This is a genomic window from Thermomonas sp., assembly GCF_029945965.1.
In the GTDB taxonomy this organism is placed as follows: Bacteria; Pseudomonadota; Gammaproteobacteria; order Xanthomonadales; family Xanthomonadaceae; genus Thermomonas.
Genome location: NZ_JAQSDO010000015.1, coordinates 1,167,998 through 1,184,009, shown reverse-complemented (window position 1 = coordinate 1,184,009; position 16,012 = coordinate 1,167,998). Strand labels below are relative to the sequence as shown.

The 16,012-nt window shown below is 62.4% G+C and carries 14 protein-coding genes and 7 tRNA genes; 12 read left to right on the top strand and 9 right to left on the bottom strand.

Translation table 11 applies throughout. The features are described 5' to 3' along the window. Window positions 1–207 precede the first annotated feature (207 nt). From PSV05_RS11780 to PSV05_RS11765, 4 genes are all read right to left on the bottom strand, one after another. A tRNA-Lys gene (locus tag PSV05_RS11780) sits at window positions 208–283 on the bottom strand. A 37-nt stretch (window positions 284–320) separates the two neighbouring features. Next, window positions 321–397 (bottom strand) — tRNA-His (locus tag PSV05_RS11775). Between the two features lie 20 nt (window positions 398–417). Continuing rightward, window positions 418–494, bottom strand: a tRNA-Arg gene (locus PSV05_RS11770). Window positions 495–544: 50 nt separating this feature from the next. Further along, a tRNA-Pro gene (locus PSV05_RS11765) sits at window positions 545–621 on the bottom strand. A gap of 246 nt (window positions 622–867) precedes the next feature. On the opposite strand from PSV05_RS11765, the gene tig reads away from it, so the two are divergent. The 8 genes from tig to PSV05_RS11725 all read left to right on the top strand — a co-directional run bounded on the left by tig (window position 868) and on the right by PSV05_RS11725 (window position 9,887). After that, the gene (gene tig, locus PSV05_RS11760; RefSeq protein WP_300065305.1) at window positions 868–2,160 is read left to right on the top strand and encodes a trigger factor; all 1,293 of its coding nucleotides are present in this window, start codon (window positions 868–870) and stop codon (window positions 2,158–2,160) included. A gap of 54 nt (window positions 2,161–2,214) precedes the next feature. After that, window positions 2,215–2,841, top strand: coding sequence for an ATP-dependent Clp endopeptidase proteolytic subunit ClpP (clpP, locus tag PSV05_RS11755; protein ID WP_300065303.1), 627 nt, complete (start codon window positions 2,215–2,217; stop codon window positions 2,839–2,841). Between the two features lie 208 nt (window positions 2,842–3,049). Continuing rightward, entirely contained in the window at window positions 3,050–4,402 is a 1,353-nt protein-coding gene (gene clpX, locus PSV05_RS11750) for an ATP-dependent Clp protease ATP-binding subunit ClpX (protein ID WP_300065301.1), read from the top strand. A gap of 154 nt (window positions 4,403–4,556) precedes the next feature. Next, on the top strand, window positions 4,557–6,989 hold the full coding sequence (gene lon / locus PSV05_RS11745) for an endopeptidase La (protein WP_300065299.1): 2,433 nt from the start codon (window positions 4,557–4,559) through the stop codon (window positions 6,987–6,989). Between the two features lie 230 nt (window positions 6,990–7,219). Then, on the top strand, window positions 7,220–7,492 hold the full coding sequence (locus tag PSV05_RS11740) for an HU family DNA-binding protein (RefSeq protein WP_300065297.1): 273 nt from the start codon (window positions 7,220–7,222) through the stop codon (window positions 7,490–7,492). Between the two features lie 92 nt (window positions 7,493–7,584). Then, window positions 7,585–7,659 (top strand) — tRNA-Val (locus PSV05_RS11735). Between the two features lie 49 nt (window positions 7,660–7,708). Beyond that, window positions 7,709–7,785 (top strand) — tRNA-Asp (locus PSV05_RS11730). A gap of 134 nt (window positions 7,786–7,919) precedes the next feature. Further along, window positions 7,920–9,887, top strand: coding sequence for a SurA N-terminal domain-containing protein (locus tag PSV05_RS11725; protein ID WP_300065295.1), 1,968 nt, complete (start codon window positions 7,920–7,922; stop codon window positions 9,885–9,887). A 70-nt stretch (window positions 9,888–9,957) separates the two neighbouring features. On the opposite strand, the gene PSV05_RS11720 is transcribed toward PSV05_RS11725, so the two are convergent. From PSV05_RS11720 to gloB, 3 genes are read right to left on the bottom strand one after another with little or no spacing between them, the layout of a single operon-like run. After that, window positions 9,958–10,743, bottom strand: coding sequence for an enoyl-ACP reductase (locus PSV05_RS11720; protein WP_300065293.1), 786 nt, complete (start codon window positions 10,741–10,743; stop codon window positions 9,958–9,960). A 59-nt stretch (window positions 10,744–10,802) separates the two neighbouring features. Next, window positions 10,803–11,651: a transglycosylase SLT domain-containing protein gene (locus tag PSV05_RS11715; RefSeq protein ID WP_300065291.1), complete on the bottom strand. Its 849-nt coding sequence runs from the start codon at window positions 11,649–11,651 to the stop codon at window positions 10,803–10,805. Further along, entirely contained in the window at window positions 11,648–12,454 is an 807-nt protein-coding gene (gene gloB, locus PSV05_RS11710; RefSeq protein WP_300065289.1) for a hydroxyacylglutathione hydrolase, read from the bottom strand. The genes PSV05_RS11715 and gloB overlap by 4 nt, the downstream gene beginning before the upstream one ends. A 47-nt stretch (window positions 12,455–12,501) precedes the next feature. Here gloB and PSV05_RS11705 point away from each other — a divergent pair, with 47 nt between their 5' ends. The 3 genes from PSV05_RS11705 to dnaQ are packed head-to-tail and all read left to right on the top strand — an operon-like array spanning window position 12,502 to window position 14,379. Next, the gene (locus PSV05_RS11705) at window positions 12,502–13,173 is read left to right on the top strand and encodes a methyltransferase domain-containing protein (RefSeq protein WP_300065287.1); all 672 of its coding nucleotides are present in this window, start codon (window positions 12,502–12,504) and stop codon (window positions 13,171–13,173) included. Then, entirely contained in the window at window positions 13,170–13,631 is a 462-nt protein-coding gene (rnhA, locus tag PSV05_RS11700) for a ribonuclease HI (RefSeq protein WP_300065285.1), read from the top strand. The genes PSV05_RS11705 and rnhA overlap by 4 nt, the downstream gene beginning before the upstream one ends. 37 nt (window positions 13,632–13,668) lie before the next feature. Next, window positions 13,669–14,379, top strand: coding sequence for a DNA polymerase III subunit epsilon (gene dnaQ, locus PSV05_RS11695; protein WP_300065283.1), 711 nt, complete (start codon window positions 13,669–13,671; stop codon window positions 14,377–14,379). Window positions 14,380–14,413: 34 nt separating this feature from the next. Here the strand turns inward: dnaQ and PSV05_RS11690 are convergent, their stop codons facing one another. Continuing rightward, entirely contained in the window at window positions 14,414–15,118 is a 705-nt protein-coding gene (locus PSV05_RS11690; protein WP_300065281.1) for a PP2C family serine/threonine-protein phosphatase, read from the bottom strand. Window positions 15,119–15,420: 302 nt separating this feature from the next. Further along, a tRNA-Ser gene (locus tag PSV05_RS11685) sits at window positions 15,421–15,510 on the bottom strand. Between the two features lie 94 nt (window positions 15,511–15,604). Between PSV05_RS11685 and PSV05_RS11680 the strand changes: the two genes are divergently transcribed. Further along, complete coding sequence (locus PSV05_RS11680; RefSeq protein WP_300065279.1) at window positions 15,605–16,012, top strand: DUF6165 family protein; 408 nt, start codon at window positions 15,605–15,607, stop codon at window positions 16,010–16,012.

The following is a 16,012-nucleotide window of genomic DNA, read 5'->3' as shown; positions in this document are numbered from 1 at the left end:
AAAAGAAAACGCCCGGCTTGTGGCCGGGCGTCTCGGGTTTGGTGGGCCGTGAAGGGTGAGAACGGACGGCTTGCGAACCACCGGTTCGCGTCCGTTCGAACGCCACGCGCGCTGCGCGTGGCCGGACCCGCGCAGCGGGCGAACCTTGGTTTGATGGACAGCATCGACAAAAGAAAACGCCCGGCTTGTGGCCGGGCGTCTCGGGTTTGGTGGGCCGTGAAGGATTCGAACCTTCGACCTATTGATTAAGAGTCAACTGCTCTACCAACTGAGCTAACGGCCCGATGTACAAAATTGTAACAAACTTGTTGCAGCAAATTTGGGGTGGATGATGGGATTTGAACCCACGACCCCCGGAATCACAATCCGGTGCTCTAACCAACTGAGCTACACCCACCAAAGTTGTTCCCGTCGCATTGGCGCGCCCGGCAGGAATCGAACCTGCAACCGCCGGCTTAGAAGGCCGGTGCTCTATCCGGTTGAGCTACGGGCGCCCGGACCGGATTGTCGCATCGAAGTGAGCCATTCGAGATGTAACCACGAATGGTCGGGGTAGAGGGATTCGAACCCCCGACATCCTGCTCCCAAAGCAGGCGCGCTACCAGACTGCGCTATACCCCGCCGATACAACCGACAACACGACTTGCAATTGCAGGCTTTCGCGACGCGCCAGCATGGCGAAAGGCCGGGCATTGTCCGGCCATGCGGCCAGACTGTCAACGCGTGGAGCCAGAAAAGATGACAGCAGCGCCGTCATCCGCCAAACTATCGCGTTACGCGCAGCCGTATCCAATCGTTCCGTTCGCGCAACGCCACCCATCACGTGCAACCGGGTTCCAGGCGAACCCACCCAGGAGTCATCGCATCATGCAAGTTTCGGTCGAATCCGTCGGTAACCTCGAGCGTCGCGTCATCCTCAGCCTGCCAGCCGCGGACGTGGACAGCCAAGTGGGTGAGCGCCTGCGCAAAATCGCAAGCACCTCTCGCCTCAATGGTTTCCGTCCCGGCAAGGTGCCGACCAAGGTGATCGAGCAGCGCTTCGGCAGCCAGGTTCGCGCCGAGATTCTTGATGGCCTGCTGCGGGAAGGAATGGACCAGGCAGTGCGTGAAAACGAAATGCGCATTGCCGGTGCGCCGCAGATCAACGAGGCCGACGAAGCCGATGAGGGTGAGCTGAAATACGTGGCCACCGTCGAGTTGGTGCCGGAGTTCGGCGAGCTGGACATGGCCAAGCTGGAGGTCGTACGGCATACCTCGGACGTGGCGGACGCCGACATCGACCGCATGCTGGTCAACCTGCAGCAGCAACGCGGCAGCTGGAGCAAGGTGACGCGCGCCGCCAAGGCTGGCGACATGGTGAATATAGAAACCTTCAGCGTGGTCGAAGGCGCGCGCATGCCTGCCGAAGGCGCGGAGAAGGCCAGTACCGTGCTGGGCAGTGGCGGCATGTACGAGGAGGTCGAGAAGGCCATCGTCGGCATGCAGCCGGATGAAGAAAAGACCGTCGATGTGACCCTGCCTGCCGACTGGCACGTGCCGCAATTCGCCGGCAAGACCGTCACCTCGACGTTCAAGCTGGTCGATGTGGCCGAACAGATCCTGCCCGAAATCGATGCTGCGTTCATCCGCAGCTTCGGCGTGAAGAGTGGCGATGTCGAACAGTTCCGCACTGAAATCCGCAGCAACCTCGCACGCGAGCTGAAAGGGGCGTTGATGAACCGCCTGCGCCGCGAAGTCGGCGAGCAACTGGTCGAGGCCTACAAGGATGTCGAGCTGCCGCCGCGCCTGGTCGAAAACGAGGCGCGTGGCCTGCACGCCAATGCCACCGAGCAGGCCCGTCGCCAGGGCCAGCACGTTGAAGCCGGCCATGAAGACTTCATGGAAGCCGCGCGCAAGCGTGTGCTGGTCGCCTTGCTGGTGGGTGAAGTCGCGCGCCGCAACGAACTTCGCCTGGAGCAGTCGCGCCTGACCGAGACCATGCAGCTGATCGCGTCGACCTATGAGCAGCCGCAGCAGGTCATTGATTTGTACCGCAACGACCCCCAGCTAATGCAGGGCCTGCAGTCGCGGGTGATGGAAGAGCAGGTGATCGACTGGATCGCCGAGCGCGCCCAGCACACCCAGCAGCCGTTGAGCTTCCAGGAAGCGATCGGGCAGTAAGGTTCTATCGGTACGTTTCCATCTGAAGCATCGAAGTCCTACCAGCGAGTAACCATGGATCACCTGACCAAAGCTCTCAACCTCGTGCCAATGGTGGTCGAACAGACCAGTCGCGGCGAGCGCGCGTATGACATTTATTCGCGCCTGCTGAAGGAGCGGGTGATCTTTTTGGTGGGTGGTGTTGATGATCACGTCGCCAACGTGATCGTTGCACAGCTATTGTTCCTTGAGGCCGAAAATCCCGAGAAGGACATCAGCCTTTACATCAATTCGCCCGGCGGCGTGGTCACTGCCGGCATGGCGATCTACGACACCATGCAGTACATCAAGCCGGACGTGAGCACGATTTGCGTCGGCCAGGCATGCAGCATGGGTGCGTTGTTGCTTGCGGCCGGTGCCAAGGGCAAGCGTTATGCGCTGCCGAATGCGCGGGTGATGATCCACCAGCCGTCCGGTGGTTCGCAGGGACAGGCCACCGATATCGAGATCCAGGCCCGCGAGATCCTCGCGCTGCGCCAACGACTCAACGAAATAATGTCCAACCATACCGGCCAGCCGCTGGACGTGATTGCCCGCGACACCGAACGCGACAACTTCAAGAGTGCCGAGGCAGCCCGTGAATACGGGCTGGTCGACGAGGTACTTGTGCGCCGTCCGGACGATTCGATCCAGGCTGGGTAAGCGCGGGTGCTTGCGCGCTAATGGCGCGCACCCGTGCGAACGCCCGAAGCGCTGCGCGCGGGGGCCGGATAGGTGATTTCAAGGATCATTTGACTCCACTGAAACCGCGTCCCCATGCGGTTTCAATCAGTTCCAGCCCCCGCTTGGCCCAACGGGAGCGTATGGTATCCTCGGGCCGAATCCGCACAGCGCGGACAGTGAGTGGCGAATGAGCGAAGACCGTCAGGGACGCAGCACCGGCGACAGCACCAAGATCCTCTACTGCTCCTTCTGCGGAAAGAGCCAGCACGAGGTGCGCAAGCTGATCGCAGGGCCCAGCGTGTTCATCTGCGATGAATGCGTGGAGCTGTGCAATGACATCATCCGCGAGGAACTGGAAGAGAAGGCCCAGTCCACGCGTAGTGCGCTGCCCAAGCCGCGCGAGATCCTGGAAGTCCTCGACCAGTACGTGATCGGCCAGGCACGGGCCAAGAAGACCCTCGCAGTGGCGGTCTACAATCACTACAAGCGCATCGAGAGCCGGCAGAAGTCGGACGATGTGGAGCTATCGAAGTCCAACATCCTGTTGGTCGGCCCTACCGGCTCGGGCAAGACCCTGCTCGCGGAAACGCTGGCGCGGATGCTCAACGTGCCGTTCACCATGGCTGATGCGACCACACTGACAGAAGCCGGTTATGTTGGCGAGGACGTCGAGAACATCATCCAGAAGCTGCTGCAGAAGTGCGACTACGATGTCGACAAGGCGCAGCAGGGCATCGTCTACATCGACGAGATCGACAAGATTTCGCGCAAGTCCGAGAACCCGTCGATCACTCGCGATGTCTCCGGCGAAGGCGTGCAGCAAGCGCTGCTCAAGCTGATCGAAGGCACCGTGGCCAGCGTGCCGCCGCAGGGCGGACGCAAGCATCCGCAGCAGGAATTCCTGCAGGTCGATACCCGCAATATCCTGTTCATCGTCGGTGGCGCGTTCGCTGGCCTGGACAAGGTGATCCAGCAGCGCAGCAACGAATCCGGCGGGATTGGCTTTGGTGCCAAGGTCAGGAGCGTCGAACGCAAGGCCAATATTGGCGATGTCCTTGCTCAGGTCGAGCCTGAAGACCTGATCAAATACGGCTTGATCCCTGAATTCGTCGGCCGCCTGCCGGTCGTGGCGACGCTGGAGGAGCTGGACGAGGCGGCGTTGATCCAGATCCTCACCGAGCCCAAGAACGCGATCACCAAGCAGTTCCGCAAACTGTTCGACATGGAGGGCGTGGAGCTCGAAATTCGCCCGGACGCGCTGGTGGCCATCGCCAAGCGCGCGCTCAAGCGCAAGACCGGCGCGCGCGGCCTGCGCACGATTGTCGAGTCCGTCCTGCTGGATACCATGTACGACCTGCCTTCGCTGGAGAACGTCAGCAAGGTGGTGGTCGACGAATCGGTAATCGAGCACAAATCCGAGCCATACCTGATCTACAAGAACACTGCGTTCGAGAAAGACCAGGACAAGGAGCTGGTGGCTGCGCCATCTGCAGCGCCAGCCATTGCCGCGACGCTACCGAAAGCGGCATCCGCGGACTGAGTTGCGGTGATTCATGAATGAAAAGGCCGCCGCAAGGCGGCCTTTTCATTGCAGCCCCGCCCGACTTTTCCGCTTGCATCCCGGAGCCGCCACCCCCATAAACATGGCTGAGGCGGGCGCATCTGGCGCCGGCCTGCATCCTCCCGGAGCCTGCATGACCACGACCCCTGCAATCGAACACGATTCCGTCGCGCTGCCCGTATTGCCATTGCGCGACGTGGTGGTGTTCCCGCACATGGTGATCCCGTTGTTCGTCGGCCGCGACAAGTCGATCAAGGCGCTCGACATCGCGATGGAAGGCGACAAACGGATCCTGCTGGTGGCGCAGAAATCCGCCGAGACCGATGACCCCGGCGCGGCCGACCTGCACGGCATCGGCACCTTGGCGCAGGTCCTGCAATTGCTGAAATTGCCGGATGGCACGATCAAGGTGCTGGTCGAGGGCCTGACCCGTGTCCGCGTGGACGAGGTGGTGGAAGTCGATGGTGCATTGTCTGGAGCGAGCACATTGGTGGATTCCGCCGACAGCCGCGAAGCACGTGAAATCGATGCCATCGCGCGTTCGCTGATGTCGATGTTCGAGCAGTACATCAAGACCAATCGCAAGCTTCCGCCGGAGTTGCTGCAGACTTTGTCCGGCATCGATGATCCTTCGCGCCTGGCTGACACGATCGCCGCGCACCTGGGCGTGCGCTTGTCCGACAAGCAGAAATTGCTGGAGACGCTGGATACCGCCGATCGGCTGGAACTGCTGGTCGGCCTTGTCGACGGCGAGATCGACGTGCAGCAGATGGAGAAGCGCATTCGCGGTCGGGTCAAGTCGCAGATGGAGAAGAGCCAGCGCGAGTACTACCTCAACGAACAGATGAAGGCGATCCAGAAGGAACTCGGTGAACTGGAGGATGCGCCGAATGACCTTGAGGAACTCGCCAAGAGGATTGCAAGTGCCGGCATGCCAAAACCCGTTGCGGCCAAGGCCAAGGCCGAGTTCGGCAAGCTCAAGCAGATGTCGCCGATGTCGGCCGAAGCCGGTGTGGTACGCAACTACCTCGACTGGTTGCTGGGCGTGCCGTGGAAGAAGCGCAGCAAGGTCCGCAAGGACCTCAAGGCTGCCCAGGACACGCTTGACGCCGATCACTACGGGCTTGAGAAGGTAAAGGAACGCATCCTTGAATACCTTGCAGTGCAGACCCGCGTGAAACAGATGAAGGGCGCGATCCTGTGCCTGGTCGGGCCGCCCGGCGTCGGCAAGACCTCGCTTGGACAAAGCATTGCAAAAGCGACCAACCGCAAGTTCGTGCGCATGGCGCTTGGTGGCGTGCGCGACGAGGCCGAGATCCGCGGGCATCGGCGCACCTACGTGGGTTCGATGCCGGGCAGGATCGTGCAGAACCTCAACAAGGCCGGCACCCGCAATCCGCTGTTCATGCTCGACGAAATCGACAAGATGTCGATGGATTTCCGTGGCGATCCGTCATCCGCTTTGCTTGAAGTGCTTGATCCTGAGCAGAACCACATCTTCAACGACCATTACCTGGAAGTTGACCTGGATCTGTCCGAGGTGATGTTCGTCGCAACCTCCAATTCGCTCAACATCCCCGGCCCGCTGTTGGACCGCATGGAAGTGATCCGCATCCCCGGCTACACCGAGGACGAGAAACTCAATATCGCGATGCGCTACCTGGTGCCGAAGCAGTTCAAGGCCAATGGCCTGCGCGAAGGTGAATTGAAGCTCGCCGAAAGCGCGATCACCGATATCGTCCGCTACTACACGCGCGAATCCGGCGTGCGCAACCTTGAGCGTGAAATCGCCAAGATCGCGCGCAAGGTGGTCAAGGACATCGCGCTTGCCGGGCCCAAGGCAAAGCCCGGCAAGACATTGACGGTGACTTCCAAGAACCTCGATAAATACCTGGGCGTGCAGCGCTACGATTTCGGTCGTGTCGAGGTAGACAATGAGATCGGCTTGGTGACCGGCCTGGCGTGGACCGAGGCTGGTGGCGACTTGTTGCAGATCGAATCCACCCTGGTGCCTGGCAAGGGCCAGCTCATCCTCACCGGCCAGCTCGGCGACGTGATGAAGGAGTCGGCATCCGCTGCGTTGTCGGTGGTGCGCGCGCGCACCGAGCGACTGGGCATCGACCTTGATTTCCTGCAGAAATACGATGTGCATGTTCACGTCCCCGATGGGGCCACGCCCAAGGATGGTCCCAGCGCCGGCGCTGCGATCACTACTGCGCTGGTGTCGTCGCTGACCAAGATCCCGGTGCGCTCCGATGTGGCGATGACCGGCGAGATCACATTGCGCGGCAAGATCACCGCGATTGGCGGGCTCAAGGAGAAACTGCTTGCGGCGATGCGTGGCGGCATCAAGACCGTGATCATCCCGGATGAGAACCGCAAGGACCTGGTGGACATTCCTGCTGCGGTGACCCGCCAGATGAAGATCGTGCCGGTCAAATGGATCGACGAGGTCCTGGATCTGGCGCTGGAGCGGCCATTGCCGGGCCGCATGCCAGTGGGTGAAATGGAGCAGCCACCACTGGTGAAGTCGGGTGGAGGCTTGCGTCCGGATGTCAAGCATTAGTCCATTGATTGGCCATTGGCGCCGGGCCACTCGTCGGCAAGTACCTGAAAGCCGCACCAGCATTGGTTTTCCGTGTTGCATGGAGAAAATCCTGCTGGTATAACAATAGGCAACCGCGGCGAACGCACGATGTGCGCCGTGGCAGCCAACCGGTACCGTGGCAGGGGAGCGTCGCAGCACCGGTCAACGAATATTCCGCGTCTATTCCGTACTAGGGAGTCATCAAACACATGAACAAAGCCGAATTTGTCGATGCCATCGCCGATCACGCCGAGCTGACCAAGGCAGACGCAGGTCGCGCCCTCGATGCGATGGTCGCCGCGATCACCAAGGCCCTGAAAAAGGGTGACACCGTGACCCTGGTGGGCTTCGGTACCTTCTCGGTACGCAAGCGTGGTGCGCGTACCGGTCGCAACCCGCGCACCGGCGAGGCGATCAAGATCAAGGCGTCGAAGAACCCGGCATTCAAGGCCGGCAAGGCGCTCAAGGACGCGGTCAACTGATCCGTACCTGATTGACCCGAGAAGCCCGGCCAATGGCCGGGCTTCTCGTTTATGGGCATCCACACTAATATTTAGCGATAATTGCGTCGACCGGGTGCTTAGCTCAGCGGTAGAGCGGCTCCTTTACACGGAGCGGGTCGGGGGTTCGATCCCCTCAGCACCCACCAATCAGGTCTTGCGCGAATTCAGGTCGCTGGTTATCATATTCGTCTCAGCGGAGTGGTAGTTCAGTTGGTTAGAATGCTGGCCTGTCACGCCGGAGGTCGCGGGTTCGAGTCCCGTCCACTCCGCCACTTATGAGTTGAAGAAGGCGCCGGAAACGGCGCCTTCTTTTTTTGTCGATCATTGGTTGACGCGAAATCGACGGGCGACTTTGCACGAGGCGCGCTAAACTAAGCGGCTACGCCTCACGAACACACCATTGCCCATGCTGCAGAAACTCCGCGACAAAACCTCAGGCTGGATCGCCACGGTAATCCTTGGATTGCTGATCGTCCCATTCGCCTTCTTCGGCATGGAGTCCTACATGTCGCAACGGGTGGATACCTATGCGGCGCGCATCGTGCAACCGCCTTCGTGGTGGCAGTCGGCGCCGCAGGCGTGGCCGGTGAGCTACTTTTGGCGGACTCACGACATCGACAATGCAGAATTCCGCCAGCGCTTCGAGCAGGCACGCATGCGTGCGCGCGAGGAACAGGGCGACAAGTTCGATGCCAAGACGTTCGAATCGGTCGACAACAAGCGCAAGGTGCTTGACGACATGATAGACGAGCAGGTCATGCGCATGGCTGCCGAGCAGGATGGCATCGTGGTCAGCGACGGTGAAGTGCGCAAGGCGATCCAGGACGTGCCGGATTTCCAGGTCGACGGCAAGTTCGATGCCAATCGCTACCAGTTGTTGCTGGCATCGCAGAGCCCGCCGCAGACTCCGCGAGATTTCGAGGATCGGATCCGCGACAACCTGCAGTATGGCCTGATCCCGAGCCGGTTGGCGCAATCGGCTTTCGTCACCAATGCCGACGTCGACCGCATCATGCGTCTGCTCGGCGAACAGCGCGACGTCAGTTTCGTGATGCTGCCTGCCACGCCCGCGGATTCCGCAACGGTGACCCCAGCGCAGATCCAGGGCTGGTACAAATCGCATGTCGATGGCTATCGACAGCCCGAGACTGTGCGCCTTGAGTACGTTGAAGTGGACGGTGCCAGCTTGCCGCCACCGGTGGTGGACGAGGCGGCGTTGCACAAACGCTACCAGGAGGAAGCGACGAAATTCTCCGCCTCCGAACAGCGGCAGGTCTCGCACATTCTGGTACAAGTCGCTGCCGACGCCAGCGCTGCGGACAAGAAGGCTGCCGAGGCGCGTGCCAACAAGCTTGCGGCTGAAGCGCGTGCGCCAGGTGCGGATTTTGCCGCACTGGCCAAGGCCAACAGTGACGATGCCGGTTCCAAGGACAAGGGTGGCGATTTGGGCCTGATGACCAAGGGCGGTTTGCCGGGGCCGTTCGAGGACGCCGCGTTCGCGATGAAGTCGGGTGAAATCCGCGGTCCGGTCAAGAGCAATTTCGGCTGGCACATCATCAAGGTCGGCGAAATCCACACCGGTACCCAACGTTCGTTCGAGGAGGTCCGCGCACAACTCGAAACCGAATTGCAGGAGTCCGAACGCGAGCGCGCCTATAACGATCTGAGCGGGAAACTAGTGGACCAGGTCTACAAGAGCCCGAGCTCGCTGGAGCCGGCTGCAAAGGCCCTGGACCTGGAAGTGAAGACCACGCCTGCGTTCTCGCGGACCGGTGGCCCGGGTCTAGCGGCGAACCAGAAAGTCTTGCTTGCGGCATTCACTGACACGCTGATCCAGGACGGCACCGCCAGCGATCCGATCGAGCTTGGCCCCAACCACAGCGTCATGATCCGGGTGATCGAGCACAATCCGGAACGCCCGCGCCCGCTGGCCGAAGTGTCCGCAGCGGTGGTCGTGGCCATTCACCTGGATCGCCAGCGCAAGACTGCCGAAGCGGCTGCCGATGCACTGGTGAAGGCGGCCAAGGCCAACACCCTGGCCAAGGCGGCGGACAGCGCGAAGCTGGCCATGGCGGAAATGGATGCACTTTCGCGCGCTAGTGCGATCCCATCGCGGCGCGCAGTCGATGCGTTCTTCGATACCCCAGGTCCACGCGGCAACCTGATCCCGGTCGGCAAGGTCGAGATCGGCGGCCAGTACATGGTCTATGCGATCCGCGCGGTTCACGATGGCGATCTGACCAAGGCGACTCCACAGGAACGCGACCAACTGCGCACGCAGTTGGCGAAGATTGCCGGCATCGGCGCCCAGAAGGCCTATGTGCGGGCGTCGCGGGCGAAGTACGAGATCAAGGTGGCCGAAGACCGCCTGTAATGGGTCGTCCATCCTGATAAAAAACGCCCGGTCATGATCGGGCGTTTTCATTGGCGCAGGCATCAATGCGTCAGTCGATGCCGCTCATGCCCATGATGTTGTAGCCGGCGTCGACGTACGTGATTTCGCCGGTGATGCCGGCGGCCAGGTCCGAGCACAGGAATGCAGCGGCGTTTCCGACATCCTCGATGGTCACTACCCGGCGCAGCGGCGCGGTCGCCTCGAACTGGCTAAGCATCTTGCGGAAGTTGGCCACGCCGCTGGCCGCCAGGGTGCGGATCGGGCCGGCCGAGATCGCATTCACGCGCGTGCCTTCTGGCCCAAGCGCCATCGCCATATAGCGCACGGTGGCTTCCAGGCTGGCCTTGGCCACGCCCATGGTGTTGTAGTTGGCCAGCGCGCGTTCGGCACCCAGGTAGCTCAGGGTCAGGATCGAACCGTTGCGGCCCTTCATCATCGGCCGCGCCGCTTTGCCGAGCGCGGCCAGCGAGTAGGCGCTGATGTCGTGCGCGATGTGGTAGTTCTCACGGGTGATGCCATCCAGGAAGTCGCCTTCGATCGCTTCGCGTGGCGCGAATGCGATGCAATGGATGAGGATGTCGAAGCCGTCCCAGTGCTTGCCAAGTTCGCTGAAGCAGGCATCGATCTGGCCATCGTCGGCCACGTCCAGCGGTAAAACTATAGTGCTGCCATATCCGGCGGCAGCGGCTTCAACCCGCGATTTGAGTTTGTCGTTCTGGTAGGTCAATGCCAGTTCCGCGCCTTGCCGGTGCATGGCATCTGCAATACCGCTTGCGATCGAACGCTGGCTTGCAATACCGGTGACCAGCGCGCGCTTGCCCTGAAGGAATCCCATGGTCTCTCCTGATGGATGTGCAGCGGACGTATGGCGCCTTGGCGCCTCGAGCGAATGCTCTAGTTTGCCTTGCGATGGCCGCGTGGGCCAGCGGCGGCATGACCCGCCACGGGGGCGAGGATGTCACGGCTGCCGCTGTGCCAGCCGGGATTGAGTGCGGCGACCAGGTCCGGGTCGAATCCCTGCGCGCGTGCCCAGCGGCGCAGGTCGCGGGTGCCGATGGGCAGCGTGCGTGGCGCCAGGCGCGGCAGCGGGCGTTCGATGGCTTGCTGCCAACGGTCATCATTGCCCTGCTCGATGAACAGGCATGCGATCGCATGCAGTTTCACTGGATAGCTGCGGGTGATCCCGGACAGGCGGCGTGCGTGCCTGCGTCGCGATGCCTTCAGTGCGCCTTCGCCGGCGTTGTAGGCCATCGCCGTCTGCCGCCACTGGTGTCCGAACCTGCGTTGAAGGCGGCCCAGGTGTTTCACCGCAGCACGGGTTGAGCTGACTACCGACATCCGTCCGTCGCGACCTGCCTGCACGCCGACCCCGTTGCGGCGTGCGGTCGATGTGGTGAACTGCCACAGCCCGGCCGGGCCGCTGGCACTGCGTACATTCGGGTGGAAACGGGTTTCGACGAACGGGATCAACGCCAGTTCGCTGGGAAGTCCGGCATTGCGCACTTCATCCAGCACATAGGCGAACAATGTCAGCGCGACTTCATCCTCGACCGCCATGTCTTTCGCAGACTGCGCGTAATGCCTGCGCCAGCGTGGGCTGGCGTCGGTGCAGCCGGGTTCGGTCAGGCCCTGTTCGAACTCGCGCATGAGTTCGCCGCCATTGCGGGTGGGCGGCGCCGAGGCGGCCAATGTCGTGCCGGCGAACACCAGCAGGAGCAGGCACAGGCAGCGCCTGCCCCTCATCCGCTGAAGCCGTCCTTCCATCGACGTAGTTCCGCGAACGCATCGACATCGTCCACCAGCGCGCGTTGCAGGTGATGTTCCAGCGCAGCGAGTACGGCCGGCGTGTCGATGCGCAGGAACGGGTTGCAGTCGCGCTCCGACGCCAGCGTCACGGGCAAGGTGGGTAGGCCTGCGTCGCGTGCTGTCATTGCCTGAGCGGCGCGCTCACGCAGGGCCGCATTGGCTGGATCCACTGTCAGTGCGAAAGCGGCATTGGCCACGGTGTATTCGTGTCCGCAACAGACCATTGTTCCAACGGGCAGGGCAGATAGCCGTCGCAGGGAATCCAGCATTTGCGTCGGTGTGCCTTCGAACAAGCGACCGCAGCCCAGGCTGAACAGGGTATCGCCGCAGAACAGCAGCCCCATCCCCTCAAGGGTCCGCCCATGGAATGCGATATGGCTGGAGGTATGCCCGGGAATTTCAATGATGTCGAAATGCCATGGGCCGATGTCGATGCGCTCGCCATCCGCCACGCGTCGGGTTGCGGTGGCGATTCGAGCATCGTGCGGCGCGATCACCGGGAGTTGCGGCCAGTGGCGCAGCAGTTCGGCTACGCCCCCGATGTGGTCGTCATGGTGGTGGGTGAGCAGGATGCCGTGTGGCGCTGGACCGTCGCGCAATACATCCAGCACGGGTGCGGCATCACCAGGGTCGACGATCAGCGCACGCGACGCGCCTTCGGGGGCACTTCCTTCGCCGGCATGGTCGACTAGCAACCAGATGTAATTGTCATTGAACGCGGGTACTGGCTGCAGTCGCATCGAAGTCCGTCCGTGACGCGGCGCGGGCTTTCCCGCAAAATCGAACCATGCCCATGCCTGTCTTTCGCCGTCAACCAGCTCCTGCCGCCGCGGCGACGTGGTTTGCCGGGCCGGCAGGGCAAATGGTGATTGCCAGCGAAGCCGAATTGCTGCGCGCTGCGGCCCGCGAACGACCTGGCCAACCCGGCCTGTGGCTGCAGCCAGGAGTGATCGACCTGGGCGATAGCGATTGCCTGGAGCTTCCGGGATTGCGCCTGCATGCCGCGGGCAATGGTTTTTCCGGGGATATCCGCTGCGGCGCAGTGCTGCCACTGGCCAGTGAATCCTGTGGCATCGTGGTTGTGCAGCACCTGGCTGACATCAGTGCGGATCCTGCCGTTCTACTGGCCGAGTGCGCGCGGGTGCTGGTGCCGGGCGGAGGCTTGTGGCTGTTGGCCCTGAACCCGTTGGCACCTTATCGATTGCGTTGGCGCGGGCAGGGACCACGCGCCGCAGAACCTTTCACCTGGCGCCGCCGGTTGCGCGCCGCGGGTTTGTCGCCGGATCCGGTGTCGCAAGGGATAGGCCCGATTTGGGCGATGTCGATCAACGATCACTTGCAGGATGGCGCAGGTCTGCGTGCAGCCTTCCTGTTGCGTGCGGAGAAGCGCCGGATTCCGCTGACGCCCATGCGCGCCACGCGCAGACTGCGCCTGCAGCCCGGATTGCCCGCCGCATGACGGCGGCACGCAAGCAGGTCGAGGTGCATACCGATGGGGCATGCCTGGGCAATCCGGGCCCCGGAGGCTGGGGCGCGTTGCTGCGCTGGCGCGAGATCGAGCGTGAAGTGGCTGGTGGCGAGGCCGACACTACCAACAACCGGATGGAGCTGATGGCGGCGATCGGCGCGCTGGAAGCGCTACGCGAGCCCTGCGACGTGATCCTGACCACCGATTCGCAATACGTCCGCCAAGGCATTACCCAGTGGATGGCAAACTGGGTACGGCGCGGTTGGAAGACCTCGGGCGGCGATGCGGTCAAGAACCGCGACCTGTGGGAGCGGCTGCATGCCGCAGCCGGTCGCCACGTGGTGGACTGGCGTTGGGTCAAGGGTCATTCCGGTCACCCGGAAAACGAGCGGGTGGATGTGTTGGCGCGCAATGAGGCGATCAGGATCAAGGAGTTGGGTGGCGCATGAGGCGAAATCGTGAGGTAAAACGCGTGAGACAGGCATCGTGAGACAGGTCGTCCTGGATACCGAAACCACCGGCCTGAGCTGGGAAAAAGGCAATCGCTTGGTCGAAATCGGCTGTATCGAGCTTCTGGAACGGCGCCCGACCGGCCGCAGCTTCCAGTGCTACCTCAACCCGGATCGCGAGTTCGAGCAGGGCGCGCAGGAAGTGACAGGCCTGACCGTGGAGTTTTTGGCTGACAAGCCACGCTTCGCCGAAATCGTCGATGAGTTCCTGGCCTTCATCGAAGGCGCCGAACTGGTCATCCACAACGCCGCGTTCGACGTCGGTTTCCTGAATGCCGAATTGACCCGGCTTGCCGCTGGACACGGCCGTATCCAGGACCGTTGCGGCATCGAGGACTCCCTGCTGCTGGCGCGCCAGCGCTTTCCCGGCCAGCGCAATTCACTGGATGCGTTGTGCAAGCGACTAGGCGTGGACAACTCGCATCGGCAGCTGCATGGTGCGCTGCTCGACGCGCAACTGCTGACCGAGGCCTACCTGGCACTGACCTCAGGACAGGAAGAGATTGGTTTTGCCAGCGAACCCGTGGCGGTTGCGCAACGGACCCTGCCTGCGACCAGCCCGGATGCCGCTGCGCGCCCGCGCGTGCGGGTCGATGACGAGGAAACGACAGCCCATGATGCCCGCTTGCAGGGCCTGCAGGCCAAGGCCGGGCACTGCCTGTGGCTGCAGCTGGAGTCTGCTGCCTGAGGTGAGGCCGGAGGCGTGCCTGGAGTTTTTCGCCTCAGTGGCGGCGGACCAGCACCACGGTCACGTTGTCCGAACCGCCGCCGTCCAGCGCAGCGGCAACCAGTCCGTCCACGCATTCCTGCGCGCTGCATTCCTGGTGGGCGAGCACCCGGGCGATGCTGCTGTCGTCGACTTCCTCGGTCAGGCCATCGCTGCACAGCAGTAGTTGCATGCCGGGGCGCAGTTCGCCAGTCAGGGTTTCCACGTTCAGCTGTTTCGGATCGGTGACGCCCAGCGCTTGGGTCACCACGTTGCGATGCGGGTGGCTGCGGGCCTGGTCGGGGGTGATCGCACCGGTGGCGATCAGTTCCTGCACGTAGCTGTGATCCTGCGAGATCTGGGTAAGCTGGCCGTCGCGCCACAGGTAGACCCGGCTGTCGCCTACCCAGGCGACTTCGAAACGGTTGCCGTCGACGCGCGCGGCCACGACCGTCGTGCCCATCGGCAGGCTGTCGCCGCGGCGCTTGGAGCAGCGGATGATTTCCACGTCGGCGCTGCGAATGGCTTCGGCAAGCGGCGTGCCGGCGCGGACCTCGCGCACGATTGCTTCCCGCGCCAGCGCACTGGCCACTTCACCGAACTCGTGTCCACCCATGCCGTCGGCGACCAGCCAAAGGCCGAGTTCGCTGTCGCCGTAATAGGTGTCCTCATTCAATTCCCGGCGCAGGCCGACATGGCTGAGGTGTCCGAATTCGATCATGCGGGCGTATTTCGTCCGGGGTTTGAAGGGGCTAACGCAATCGTGCGGGGGAACCGGACGCGTTCGGGTCAGAATGGGTTTTGGCGGGTGGAGAGGGCGCGAAGGTTGAGTGGATCACTACAGGATGCGTTCGGGTACGGGGTGTGGGGGGATAGACGCGGCACATCCTGTGCCGCGCCCTTCGGGCAGCCTGCGGCTGTCCTGATTCGTTCCAGACGAATCAGTCGAACCCCGCAGGGAGTTCTCTTCCGCCGCCTTTCCATCAGACAAGAAAAACGCCCACAAGGGGCGTTGTTCTTGTCTGGCGGAGAGGGGGGGATTCGAACCCCCGGTAGGCTCACACCTACGCCTGATTTCGAGTCAGGTACATTCAACCGCTCTGCCACCTCTCCGGAAATTTCAGGTGCAGCGGGCTGCGAATGATACGGGCCGGGTGTCCGCCGGGCAAGGCGCTACACTGGTCGCCCCAGAAAAAACGCGCCCGCCATGTCCGAAATCCTCGTCCCCGTCTCGTTCGGCGAACTGTTGGACAAGATCTCGATCCTGCAGATCAAGTCCGAGCGTATGTCCGACCCGGCCAAGCTGGCCAATGTGCGCAACGAACTGAACGCGCTGGAGCAGGTCTGGATGGCGCATTCCGCCGCTGGTGGCGACATCGCCGAACTACGCGTGCAGCTCAAGGCGGTCAATGAACGGCTATGGGTGATCGAGGACGACATCCGGATCAAGGAAAAGGCGCAGGCCTTCGATGACGGCTTCATCCAGTTGGCACGCAACGTCTATTTCGAGAACGACGTGCGCGCCCGGATCAAGAAGGACATCAACCTCGCGCTGGGCTCGGCTTATGTCGAGGAGAAGTCGTATCAGGATTATGGCAACAGGCAGGGCGCGTAA

What these genes read in the sequence shown, in the direction of transcription:
- lon (WP_300065299.1), top strand. Translation starts at nt 4,557, where the DNA reads ATGACCACGACCCCTGCAATCGAACACGATTCCGTCGCGCTGCCCGTA.
- gloB (WP_300065289.1), bottom strand. Translation starts at nt 12,454, where the DNA reads ATGCGACTGCAGCCAGTACCCGCGTTCAATGACAATTACATCTGGTTG.
- clpP (WP_300065303.1), top strand. Translation starts at nt 2,215, where the DNA reads ATGGATCACCTGACCAAAGCTCTCAACCTCGTGCCAATGGTGGTCGAA.
- clpX (WP_300065301.1), top strand. Translation starts at nt 3,050, where the DNA reads ATGAGCGAAGACCGTCAGGGACGCAGCACCGGCGACAGCACCAAGATC.
- rnhA (WP_300065285.1), top strand. Translation starts at nt 13,170, where the DNA reads ATGACGGCGGCACGCAAGCAGGTCGAGGTGCATACCGATGGGGCATGC.
- PSV05_RS11740 (WP_300065297.1), top strand. Translation starts at nt 7,220, where the DNA reads ATGAACAAAGCCGAATTTGTCGATGCCATCGCCGATCACGCCGAGCTG.
- PSV05_RS11715 (WP_300065291.1), bottom strand. Translation starts at nt 11,651, where the DNA reads ATGAGGGGCAGGCGCTGCCTGTGCCTGCTCCTGCTGGTGTTCGCCGGC.
- PSV05_RS11720 (WP_300065293.1), bottom strand. Translation starts at nt 10,743, where the DNA reads ATGGGATTCCTTCAGGGCAAGCGCGCGCTGGTCACCGGTATTGCAAGC.
- tig (WP_300065305.1), top strand. Translation starts at nt 868, where the DNA reads ATGCAAGTTTCGGTCGAATCCGTCGGTAACCTCGAGCGTCGCGTCATC.
- PSV05_RS11680 (WP_300065279.1), top strand. Translation starts at nt 15,605, where the DNA reads ATGTCCGAAATCCTCGTCCCCGTCTCGTTCGGCGAACTGTTGGACAAG.
- PSV05_RS11725 (WP_300065295.1), top strand. Translation starts at nt 7,920, where the DNA reads ATGCTGCAGAAACTCCGCGACAAAACCTCAGGCTGGATCGCCACGGTA.
- PSV05_RS11705 (WP_300065287.1), top strand. Translation starts at nt 12,502, where the DNA reads ATGCCCATGCCTGTCTTTCGCCGTCAACCAGCTCCTGCCGCCGCGGCG.
- PSV05_RS11690 (WP_300065281.1), bottom strand. Translation starts at nt 15,118, where the DNA reads ATGATCGAATTCGGACACCTCAGCCATGTCGGCCTGCGCCGGGAATTG.